10 protein-coding genes are annotated in these 10,930 nt (G+C 40.0%); 5 read left to right on the top strand and 5 right to left on the bottom strand.

All coding sequences use genetic code 11. The features are described from left to right. Positions 1 to 122 precede the first annotated feature (122 nt). Together FTT84_RS15085 and FTT84_RS15090 are read right to left on the bottom strand one after the other, a co-directional pair. Positions 123 to 1,454 carry a GGDEF domain-containing protein gene (locus FTT84_RS15085; RefSeq protein ID WP_180081680.1) on the bottom strand — a complete coding sequence of 444 codons (1,332 nt, stop codon included), beginning with the start codon at positions 1,452 to 1,454 and terminating at the stop codon, positions 123 to 125. 129 nt (positions 1,455 to 1,583) lie between these two features. Next, positions 1,584 to 2,759: a diguanylate cyclase gene (locus FTT84_RS15090; protein ID WP_180081681.1), complete on the bottom strand. Its 1,176-nt coding sequence runs from the start codon at positions 2,757 to 2,759 to the stop codon at positions 1,584 to 1,586. A gap of 393 nt (positions 2,760 to 3,152) precedes the next feature. On the opposite strand from FTT84_RS15090, the gene FTT84_RS15095 reads away from it, so the two are divergent. The 3 genes from FTT84_RS15095 (at position 3,153) to FTT84_RS15105 (ending at position 5,417) form a co-directional block, all read left to right on the top strand. Then, positions 3,153 to 4,100, top strand: coding sequence for a pirin family protein (locus tag FTT84_RS15095; protein WP_180081682.1), 948 nt, complete (start codon positions 3,153 to 3,155; stop codon positions 4,098 to 4,100). A gap of 108 nt (positions 4,101 to 4,208) precedes the next feature. Next, positions 4,209 to 4,607, top strand: coding sequence for an OsmC family protein (locus tag FTT84_RS15100; RefSeq protein ID WP_180081684.1), 399 nt, complete (start codon positions 4,209 to 4,211; stop codon positions 4,605 to 4,607). A gap of 144 nt (positions 4,608 to 4,751) precedes the next feature. Further along, a complete protein-coding gene (locus FTT84_RS15105) occupies positions 4,752 to 5,417 on the top strand; it encodes a glutathione S-transferase family protein (protein ID WP_180081686.1) in 666 nt (221 codons plus the stop codon). A 27-nt stretch (positions 5,418 to 5,444) separates the two neighbouring features. Here the strand turns inward: FTT84_RS15105 and phoR are convergent, their stop codons facing one another. The 3 genes from phoR to FTT84_RS15120 all read right to left on the bottom strand — a co-directional run bounded on the left by phoR (position 5,445) and on the right by FTT84_RS15120 (position 8,462). Beyond that, on the bottom strand, positions 5,445 to 6,803 hold the full coding sequence (gene phoR, locus FTT84_RS15110; protein ID WP_180081688.1) for a phosphate regulon sensor histidine kinase PhoR: 1,359 nt from the start codon (positions 6,801 to 6,803) through the stop codon (positions 5,445 to 5,447). A gap of 22 nt (positions 6,804 to 6,825) precedes the next feature. Beyond that, positions 6,826 to 7,536, bottom strand: coding sequence for a phosphate regulon transcriptional regulator PhoB (gene phoB, locus FTT84_RS15115; protein WP_067765513.1), 711 nt, complete (start codon positions 7,534 to 7,536; stop codon positions 6,826 to 6,828). A 251-nt stretch (positions 7,537 to 7,787) separates the two neighbouring features. After that, complete coding sequence (locus FTT84_RS15120) at positions 7,788 to 8,462, bottom strand: TetR/AcrR family transcriptional regulator (protein WP_180081690.1); 675 nt, start codon at positions 8,460 to 8,462, stop codon at positions 7,788 to 7,790. 222 nt (positions 8,463 to 8,684) lie between these two features. Here FTT84_RS15120 and FTT84_RS15125 point away from each other — a divergent pair, with 222 nt between their 5' ends. Both FTT84_RS15125 and FTT84_RS15130 read left to right on the top strand, forming a co-directional pair. After that, a complete protein-coding gene (locus tag FTT84_RS15125; RefSeq protein WP_180058899.1) occupies positions 8,685 to 9,515 on the top strand; it encodes an SDR family oxidoreductase in 831 nt (276 codons plus the stop codon). Positions 9,516 to 9,823: 308 nt separating this feature from the next. Then, a complete protein-coding gene (locus tag FTT84_RS15130; protein WP_151208081.1) occupies positions 9,824 to 10,786 on the top strand; it encodes an IS30 family transposase in 963 nt (320 codons plus the stop codon). The last annotated feature ends 144 nt before the right edge of the window (positions 10,787 to 10,930 follow it).

Consider the following 10,930-nt stretch of genomic DNA (forward strand, 5'->3'; position numbering starts at 1 on the left):
TCGCAAGAGATGCGATGGATGTCTGGTGATTTGTAGTCATAAATTTTAGTCCCCACTTGTTTTTAAGTGGGGACTAAATTAAGGCTTATAGGATGAATTCATAAGGTGTGTTCAGCGGACGCTTACGGATCATTTTGATTTTCAAGTTTTGCATCACCACTGGTTTTATGTGTAAACGACTTCCATGCCCTTGTGGTTTTACGTTCGGGCTTCATTGTTGGGTCATAACGTTCGACACGGTTACGTCCATTTTCTTTAGCACGGTATAGCGCAATATCCGCTTGTTTAATTAATTCAGATAAATTTTGCGTATGTGACTTTAACTGTGATACCCCAATAGATACGGTAAATTGAATACGGTGATCGGCGCGGTCATGCAAAAACTGATGCTGAATACTCAAGCGAATACGCTCAGCAATGATCATGGCATCCTGAATTTGTGTTTCCGACAACAATGCAATAAATTCTTCACCACCAAAGCGGGCAAGAACATCTTTATGACGCATTTCTTTACGTGTTGTTTCAGCAATTAATTTTAAGACTTGATCGCCAACATCATGACCATAGCTATCATTTATTTTCTTAAAATGATCGACATCAAACATCAATAAACAGGTGCTGGCTGGGGTCGGCCACTCATGAATACGGTGCTCTGCCATTTGTACAAACTGGCGACGGTTATAGAGTTGAGTCAATTCATCGGTATGCGCTAAGTTTTTCAACGTATGCATATTCCAGTCGTCTAATAATGTGCGTAAAAAATGACGACGCGCATTCAAAGTATTATTCCAACTCATGTGAATACTAATCATCCATACTGGAATAGAGACAATGACAAAGATCAGGGCCTGTTGCCAAGCCAAAAGTTGGGTCACTGCCACATAAACAAAGGTCGTGATGAGTGCAGAACAATACAGCGCTGGCTTAAACTGAGTTTGTACGCAGACGTTGGCAACCAAGATAAAAATAGCCGCGCCATAAATATAAGAAGTAACAAAAGGACTATTTGAAAAGAGTAGTAGACCAATCCAAATAGCCGTACAACAGACCGTACCCACAGGTAAAATCATGTCTAACATGCGAATGTCTTTTTTATATTTAAATAAATAAAAGCTCACAATGAGCGCGACAATGATCATGGCTACACGAGATAAGCCTGACCAAAACATCATGTCTGGAATAATAAAAATATCGGCAAAAAAATACAGCAGGAAAGTAATCTGGGCAATGTAGTTGACCTGACGTAAGTAGGGCAACTGATGCGCATACTGATGCTTTAGAAAATACGCTCTAAACTGTAAAGGGATACGTGCATAGGGATCAGCAAGTGCGTCTTCAATCACAGCACGATTTGCTAGGTCACATTCCGATAATTTCAGCATATGTGTCTGATTTTTATTTTTTCCCTGCACAGACGAATCAGTCCGGGAACTCATTCGTACATCTACAGACATGATCCTTCTCCAATCAGATTGGGCTTAGCCGTAGTATGGATAAAATGGTTAAAAATTGATCTACCTGAAATTGGGTATTTTTAGACTTGTTGATAAAAAACAGAGATTTATAGTGTTACAAATTGTTTATTAAGATGCTGTTTTATAAGTTGATATTGAATTGCGTCCCATGTTTTTTGCTTGATAAAGTGCCTTATCTGCAAGTTGTATGACGTGATGTAAATCGCGATTTTTGGCATTAAACTCTGCGATTCCAATCGATACGGTAAACTTAAGTTCTTGCTGCGTTTCAAGTTTCACACCAGAATTTTCAATTGACTTACGAAGTCTTTCTGCGATTTCTATCGTTTGATGCAGGTTGGTATTGGGTAAAAGAATAATAAATTCTTCACCTCCAAAACGGGCAAGAATATCTTGGCTACGTAACACGTGACGGCAGGTATCTGCAATTTGCTGTAAGACAAAATCACCGACAAAATGCCCAAATTGATCATTAATAGTTTTAAACCGATCTACATCAAAAATAAGCAAGGCGGTAGGGTGCTGTAATTTATTTTGGCTATGAATGTGGTAATTGGCCAATTGCATAAATTGACGGCGGTTATTGAGCCCAGTCAACACATCCGTATGTGCCATGATGTCGAGTGCTTCGCGGTTTAACTGATCTAACTTATTATGTAAAAACACAATACGTGATTTCTGGGTCGAATTCCAGCTGATATATAAGCTGAACATCAAGACTGGGTTATAAATCAGCGCAAAGATTTGTAGCTGATGTAAGTCTTTAGACACTGCAAAATAGACGCCAATGTACATAATCAAGCTGATCAGCATTGAAATAATGACCGCAGCTTTAAAACGAATTTGAATACATAAATTGGCTAAAACAATAAAAACCAAAGATGCATATAAATAAATAGGTACATCGGGGCTTTGGGATAAATTCACCAGCCAAAACCAAATAGCAGTTGCTCCCACAATAGAAGCGGGCAGCATCAAATCAAAGACCAAATTACTTTTACTGTATTTATAAATGGCAAAGGTAATCAAGGTCATGCATAAGGTGTAAGAACCTTTGACTAAAAATGCAATAAAGCCTATATCTGGCAGCATGAACCAATCAGCAAAAATGTAGGAGAAATAGGCCAATTGAGCGACCAGATTGACTTGTAGAAAAAATTTAAATAGTTGGGCTTGCTGGTAGCGAAAAAACTCTTGGCGGAATTGGGCAGGAACACTGATAAAGGATTGCTCAAGTGCTTTTTGAATCAGTAGTCGAGATTCTTTTTTATACTCGTTGATCATGCAGCAGGTACACCATTTGAGAGTGGTTACTAATATTATTTTATGTAACTTTTATAATTTAACGTATTTTGTTTAAATAATAAACATCAATATGACAATGATTTAATTAATTTTTTAGTTTTAAATCATGTACTTTAAATAAAATAATCATTACACAACTTTGCAATTCACGTGATTTCAAGCTGCATTTTTCTTGTAGCGACTATTAGGAAGATTTTCTTTTGATATGTATTTGACGTCATATCAAGCAACAAAAAAACTATTGTCCTATTGCTGTGATTCAGCGTATTAATGGGGGACAAATTCGCTTAAAAAAATACAGATATAATGTAAAAAACTTCCGAGCTAAAACCATGCTTACGATGGTTTAGCCAGATTATTAAGGGTATCCATATGACTAATGCCAATTACACCGAATTATCTCACTCGGACGATTGCGAAAAATATGTCAACCAATTTATTCAAGAATTTCCATTGCGTAGTGCCGAAATTGGGCAAGGTACAGTGATTAAACGTGCTTTACCAAGTCGTTATAAACGCATGATTGGTGCATGGTGTTTCTTGGATCATGCTGGTCCCGTACATTTTCCGCAAGGTGATGGCTTAGATGTAGGCCCACATCCCCATATTGGTTTGCAGACGTTTACGTGGATGATTGATGGCACAATGATGCATACCGATAGCTTGGGTACACAGCAATTAATACGTCCGAAACAAGTTAATTTGATGACGGCTGGATACGGTATTTCACATACAGAAGTGGCACCGGATACAGAAACTCAAATGCATGCGGCACAGCTTTGGATTGCGTTGCCAGACGATAAAATTAATATGGCTCCCCAGTTTGACCACTATCCAGAACTACCCGTAGTGAGTCAGGATGGCATTGAATTTACAGTACTGGTAGGTGAGTTTCTTACAACCAAATCGCCTGTACAGGTACATACGGAACTTTTAGGGGTTGACCTTCAGGCCAATGAAAGCACCACGACACAGCTCGCACTGAATCCAAAGTACGAATATGGTTTTATGGCACTTGAGGGCACAGCGACAATTAATGGTCATGAGCTCAATGATGACAACATGGTGATTTTAGAGCCAGGTTTAAGCCAAGTAAAAGTTGATATACATGCAGGGAGTCGCATCTTACTACTGGGTGGTGAGCCTTTCGAGTCGCCGATTTTACTGTGGTGGAACTTTGTTGGACGCACCCAAGAAGAGCTCAATACCGCACGAGAGCAATGGATTAATCACGATGAACGATTTGGTTCAATCCCTGACTATGAAGGTCCACGTTTGGAAGCGCCAGCATTCCCTGAAAAAATGCGTGCCTCACGTTAACGACATTTGCTCAAATTAATTTAAGCATCAAAACTATGGCTCCAGCACTTAATTTACCTTTGGGTGCTGTTGTCCAATAATTGAATCGAAAACAATAAGGAACACGATATGGGTATTGTTGCAACGGCTAAAGTACAAACATTGAGTGCACCGTGGTCGGGTGAAATTCAGAGTGGGCAGCATCAATTAATTACCGATAAGCCAGTATCTTTTGGTGGTGGTGATTTGGGTTTGGCACCTTATGATTTGCTTTGTTCGGCTTTAATTTCCTGTACCATGATTACGCTACGCATGTATGCACAGCACAAGGCAATTGAATTGGGTGAGTTTAGCGTTGAGGCAGATTTTTGTGCCAATAAAGAAGGCGTAGAATGGATTGATCGTCGGTTGAATTTTCAAACCCCTTTAAGTGACGAGCTTCAGCAAAAAGTCTTGGCAATTTGTGAAAAAACGCCTGTCACCAAGACCCTATTACGCAGTCTAGACATTAAAACAGGACTCATATAATGTATGTAAAAATAAAAGTTTTTTATATGTTTAGGCATCAATTAAGCGAATAAAAACCTGTACATGTTGGTAAAAAGCCAACGATAAAAAGTATGACTGCCAGATAACAAAAAATTCGATTTGAATACAGCAGGAGATGAACCCATGCGGGTATTACATCATTTAGAAAAGTCACGTTCCTTTCGTATTTTATGGGCCATGCAAGAGTTAGGCTTAGATTATCAAGTCAAGCTGTATAAGCGCTTGCCGAACTTTTCTGCGCCAGTTGAATTAAAAAGCATTCATCCTTTGGGAAAATCTCCCATTTTGGTTGATGATGGCTTGGTATTGGCGGAGTCGGCTGCGATCTTGGAATATTTACAAGAGAACTATGATCGTCACGGTTACTTTACACCGAAAACGCAGCAATCTCGACTGCAATACCGATATTGGATGCATTATGCAGAAGGTTCCCTTATGCCTTTATTGGTCATGCAATTGGTGATGACCAATGTGCCACAGCATGTACCTTGGGTCATCAAACCTATTGCCAGTCGCGTGTGCGATGGGGTCAAGCGCGGCTTTATTCGCCCGCGTTTAAAAGATCAAATTTATTTTATCGAGCAGCATTTGGCCGAGAATGAATTTTTCGCAGGGCCATTTAGCTTTGCAGATATTCAAATGACATTTCCGTTGGAAGCGTTACTCACACGTAGTAAAGGTGAATATCCGCAGATTCAAGCATTTTTGCAACGCATGCAGCAGCGTGATGCTTACCGTCAAGCGAAACAACGTGAACATCAAATCGAGTCGGAGCAACGCATTAGCTAACCATACTGAAATAATGAGACTTGGATTTTAGCTGACGTGATAAAGACGCTCTTTCGGAAATACCACTTTAAATAATGAACCACGATTTTCTTTCGATTCAATTTCTAAATATGCTTGATGTTGCATCAGTACATGTTTGACGATGGCCAGCCCTAAACCGGTGCCACCTGTTTGACGACTACGCGCGCTATCGACACGATAAAAACGTTCTGTCAGTCGTGGCAAATGTTTAGGATCAATACCAATACCGGTATCTTCTACGGTGAAATAACCGTGCGTTCCATCATCATGCCAACCGATAGTCACCGTGCCACCTTTGGGAGTGTACTTGATGGCGTTGGTCACCAAGTTGCTAAAAGCACTAGCCAGTTCGACATCTGAACCAATCAAGTCGCAATGGCTGTCTATTTCTAAGTTCAGCGTGTGTCCATAATCCACGTTATAGGCATGTGCATCGTCATATAATTGGTTCATTAAACTTGGCATTTCAATGATTTGATTTTTCGCTACTTTTTTATCATTTTCTAAACGCGATAACAGCAATAAATCATTCACCAATGCATTCATACGCCGAGTTTGTGACTGCATTTGATCAAATGCACGTTTCCAGCGTGGATTTAAGTCTTCTTGGTCGGTAAAAGTCTCTATATAACCACTGAGTACGGTAAGGGGGGTGCGCAGCTCATGTGAAATATTATCGACAAAGTCTTTGCGCATTTGTTCGAGGTTATGCATACGGGTAACGTCATAGGCCACCAATAAACAGCTTTCTCGACCAAAGCGTGTCAATTTCACTTGCACATAGTGATCTTCCAACACGGATGATTTCATTTTCAAACCATCTGGTGCGAGGTCAATATTGGTGAAATATTCGATAAAACTTGGTTGACGCAAAATACTCAAAATATTACGGCCATGATCGAGTTGCTGAATGCCGAGTAATTTTTCCGCGGCAGGGTTCCACCACTCAATTTGATGTAGTTCATCAATTAACACCACAGCTTCAGCCAAAGCGACCAATGAAGACTGAGCACGATCAATCAAACCGACCATTTCAGCTTGAACAATACGTTCTTGGCGCTGTGCACGGTAAACATTGAACAATAAAGCGCCCCAAATACCGTCTAAATTGGGCGGTACATCGTAGGGGCGGTTGGAAATCCAATCATTGACCAAATATAAAGAACGCAATTGCAGGGCAAAAAACACCCCAAATGCGGTTAAAATGCAGACCCATAAATATCCGATACCAAAGCCGATTAGTGCGGCAATCAGCAGGAAAAAAGCCAGTAATCTTAAATCCTGTTTGGCAAAAGTCCATAAACTGCTATAACGAAACTTTTTGTGTTCACTGGCAATTTCGGGGACCGGATATGGTTCGTACATAAATAATGAATGACCTAAAAAACTAACCTAATACTGCATCGGCACGTGTAGAGAAACGATAACCAGTGCCACGAACCGTTTGGACATAACGGTCTGCGTTAAAAGGTTCTAAGACTTTACGTAGACGACGAATATGAACGTCAATGGTGCGGTCTTCAATATACACGTTTCCGCCCCAGACTTGATCAAGTAATTGCGCACGAGTGTAGGCACGTTCAGGATGGGTCATGAAGAAAGCCAATAAGCGGTATTCCGTTGGCCCCATTTCTAAAATGGTATTGCCAAAGCTCACACGCTGACTCACCGGATCTAGGATCAAACCATTTGCATCAATGGTTTTTTCACCGCCCAGTGCATTTGAGCGTCGTAGAACTGCTTTAATACGGGAAACCAATTCGCGGGTAGAAAATGGCTTGGTCATGTAATCGTCTGCACCTGCGTCAAGACCTTGGACTTTATGGTCTTCTTCGCCACGTGCAGTCAACATAATGACAGGAATTTCAGATAGATTTTCATCACGCTTTAGGCGACGGCAGAGGTCAACACCGCTGACACCACCAGGCATCATCCAGTCCAGTAACACCAATGCAGGGCGCTGATCCACAATCATTTGGTGCGCTTGTTTGGCATCTTCCGCTTGCTGGCATTGAAAACCCGCCATATCGAGCGAAGTATGGATCATTTCCCGAATCGGGAGTTCGTCGTCGACGATTAAAATATAGTCATCTTTCACAGCGCAATACCCTATTTCATGTAAACGGTGGACCGTTTTATATTTATGACAGGCTTATTACAAAGATTAATTATGACAGTATCATTGCAAAAAGAATCTTTCATTCCGCTTTAGAAAGAAATTGTGACAAATTAAATGCTGAAAGATTCAGCTAGATAGGCTTTGCATCATCTTTCTGTCATTAAAAAAATATTGTAAATAATCGCTCATATCTCGGAGGCTTATTTTTTTACTGCGCTTTTATTCAGTGACTACGGCTCAGAAAACGTATCGAGCAAAGCTAAGAATACCGCGCTGCATGATGATAAGACTTCTTCCATCGGCTGCTTATATCCGCTCATGACCCAACGAATTGCAATTTGGGTCACATAACCATTGAGACCTGTAGCAATCATCGAGATTTCACGTTCTGATTTATTGATATTCGGCATCATTAGCATGACAAAGGCATGAATCATACGGTCAAAACGCGACATGGTTTCATGTATGGTGGCCTGGTTATGCAGTTCTTGAACTAACATGGCATCAATATAAATAATGCGTGCCATACGTGGATTATTCTTTAAGGTCATCAATAGCGCTGTTAAACCCGCTTCAATCATTTTTTTTGAATCCGTTGATGCCTGCATAATGGCTTGCATCACGTTTTGCTGTAACTCGTCGATCAGTTTTAAGAAAATAGTTTGGAACAGTTGTTCACTTTTCTTAAAGGATTCATAGAAATAACGTTCTGTCAGTTTTGCTTCTAGACAAATATCTTTAACAGTAACTGAAAAAAAGCCATGCGTACCGTAGGCTTCAATGCCAGCTTCGATGAGCTTTTCACGACGCGCTTGTTTGCGCTCACTCAGCGAAAGTCCTTTAAACTGACGTTCCTTCACATTTTTTGCCTGTTGTTGTTCTGTATGTTGGGTAGAATCTGTCATGGAAAATATACGCTGAATAGAAGCTAAATTTGCTTGTATTTTATCAATAATTCAAGCTCAAACCTATGTTTAAGTCTTGGCTATTTTGACAGCATAGCACGTCCTGAGAAGATATTGACAATATAAATTGTCAAAACTATATTAAGTAGATGAACTGCGCATATTCGCGTTTTTAACCACAGTAGTGGCGCAATGGGTAGCATAAAGGAATAAGGAATCACAATGAAAAACTTCAAAAATAAAGTGGCTGCCATTACAGGTGCAGGTTCAGGTATTGGTCAACAGTTAGCAGTATTATTAGCGAAACAGGGTTGTCATTTATCACTGAGTGATGTGAATGAACAAGGGCTTGCAGCGACGGTTGAGTTGGTCAAAGCACATAATGTTCGTGTAACCACTCAAAAGCTCGACGTTTCAGATCTTGCGGCAATGAAAGCTTGGGCAGCCAAAACTGTGCAAGACCATGGCTCGGTGAACATGATTTTTAACAATGCAGGTGTGGCTTTAGGTACAACTGTTGAAGGTGCAAGTTACGACGAACTTGAATGGATTGTGAATATTAATTTCTGGGGTGTGGTCTATGGCACCAAAGAGTTCCTACCGTATATTAAACAAAGCGGCGAAGGTCATATCATCAATATTTCGAGTCTATTTGGTTTAACTGCGCAACCTACTCAGTCAGCGTATAACGCAACCAAATTTGCGGTACGTGGTTTTACGGAATCACTACGTCAAGAATTAGATATCGAAAACTGTGGTGTCAGCGCACTGTGCGTACATCCGGGTGGTATTCGTACCAATATTGCCAATGCAGCTAAAATGAATGATAGCCTGAAAAGTTTGGGTATGAATCCACAAAAATCTGCGCAATCATTTAATAAATTCCTACGTTGCCCACCAGAAGAAGCAGCGCGTCAAATTATAGAAGCTGTACAAAAAGACAAGCGTCGTTTACTGATTGGTAATGATGCGAAAGCGATTGATTTAATTCAACGTTTATTGCCAACGGGTTATCAAAAATTGACAGCCTTGGCGACCAAAATGGGGAAATAAGCTTGAGCCAAAAAAAGCCTACGTGAGTAGGCTTTTTTTATGTCGGAACATTATTAAAGGATGGTAAAAGCGAAGCTAAATCTATTGCATTAAAAAAGATATAAAAATTGAATTATTTGCTGATTTTAAATAAGCAAGTGTTGAATATCCAACAGCATATGCGCATGAAAACCAACAGAATTTATCGGATTAAATTTAATAAATCGCAGATTCAAATCCCAAGTGCAACACATTTGTAGTCAGTTGAAAAAGTTAGGTGTATTCATAGAATCATTAGACTTTTTCAACTCGCAATTGGAAAGCACACAATGAAGAAATACACCCAACTCTCTCAAGATGAAAGATACGAAATTTATGCTACTTTGAAAAGTAAAAGTTCAATCGCCTCCCTTGCTCGGGAGTTAGGACGTTCACGATCAACCATCTACCGTGAATTAAAAAGAAATACTGGGCAACGTGGATATAGAGCTCAACAGGCAGCTAAATTTGCAAGTCAAAGACGGTATCGTCCTTCATCATCAATGACAGCATTTGCCTTCGCTTATATTGATTATTTGATTGGTTTGGACTGGTCACCAGAACAAATTTCAGGTGCTTTAACACAACGCGGTTGGCTGGATGTACCTTCACATGAGTGGATTTACCAGTACATTTATCAAGATAAATCAAAAGGCGGTAAACTTCATCTACACTTAAGGCATCAGAAGAAATATCGAAAACGCGGTTACAAAAACACGGATCGTAGGGGTCAAATCATTGATAAAACAAGTATTCACTGCCGAGACCAGGTCATTGATCAACGACAACGTTTAGGAGATTTCGAAGGTGACACGGTGATTGGTAGACATCATAAAGGTGCTTTATTGACTCTCGTTGATCGAAAGAGCCTGTATGTACATATTGTTCATTTAGGGCCAACGAGAGCATCCTCTCAAACGATTACTTGTGCATTAGATCGTTTACAAATGAGCCATGCTTATAGTGTAACATTTGATAATGGCAAAGAATTTTCCGAACACAAAAGAATTACTGATGTTGGCATAGAGACGTATTTTGCTGATCCTTACAAGTCTATTCAGCGAGCTAGAAATGAAAATACGAATGGTTTAATCCGTCAATATCTGCCAAAATCATCATCGTTTGATGACGTGTCAAACGAACAAATAGAGCAGATAGAATTTGCACTCAACCATCGTCCTAGAAAAACACTAGGTTGGTATACACCGAGTGAAGTTATGGCTGGTTTTTATACTGTTGCACTTGCCGCTTGAATCCGCCAATTAAATAAAAACGGCTTTGTTGCACAAACCTATCTGTAAAGGCTTTTTCAGCGATATAATTTTCAAATGAAGAAGCCTGCACACAAAATCTACCGCACAACCAATTGGCCCGCATATAACCGAGCACTTATGAGT

The sequence above is a fragment of the Acinetobacter sp. YH01019 genome, from assembly GCF_013420285.1.
GTDB lineage: Bacteria > Pseudomonadota > Gammaproteobacteria > Pseudomonadales > Moraxellaceae > Acinetobacter > Acinetobacter gandensis.

What these genes read in the sequence shown, in the direction of transcription:
- FTT84_RS15095 (WP_180081682.1), top strand. Translation starts at nt 3,153, where the DNA reads ATGACTAATGCCAATTACACCGAATTATCTCACTCGGACGATTGCGAA.
- FTT84_RS15090 (WP_180081681.1), bottom strand. Translation starts at nt 2,759, where the DNA reads ATGATCAACGAGTATAAAAAAGAATCTCGACTACTGATTCAAAAAGCA.
- phoR (WP_180081688.1), bottom strand. Translation starts at nt 6,803, where the DNA reads ATGTACGAACCATATCCGGTCCCCGAAATTGCCAGTGAACACAAAAAG.
- FTT84_RS15130 (WP_151208081.1), top strand. Translation starts at nt 9,824, where the DNA reads ATGAAGAAATACACCCAACTCTCTCAAGATGAAAGATACGAAATTTAT.
- FTT84_RS15120 (WP_180081690.1), bottom strand. Translation starts at nt 8,462, where the DNA reads ATGACAGATTCTACCCAACATACAGAACAACAACAGGCAAAAAATGTG.
- FTT84_RS15100 (WP_180081684.1), top strand. Translation starts at nt 4,209, where the DNA reads ATGGGTATTGTTGCAACGGCTAAAGTACAAACATTGAGTGCACCGTGG.
- FTT84_RS15105 (WP_180081686.1), top strand. Translation starts at nt 4,752, where the DNA reads ATGCGGGTATTACATCATTTAGAAAAGTCACGTTCCTTTCGTATTTTA.
- FTT84_RS15125 (WP_180058899.1), top strand. Translation starts at nt 8,685, where the DNA reads ATGAAAAACTTCAAAAATAAAGTGGCTGCCATTACAGGTGCAGGTTCA.
- FTT84_RS15085 (WP_180081680.1), bottom strand. Translation starts at nt 1,454, where the DNA reads ATGTCTGTAGATGTACGAATGAGTTCCCGGACTGATTCGTCTGTGCAG.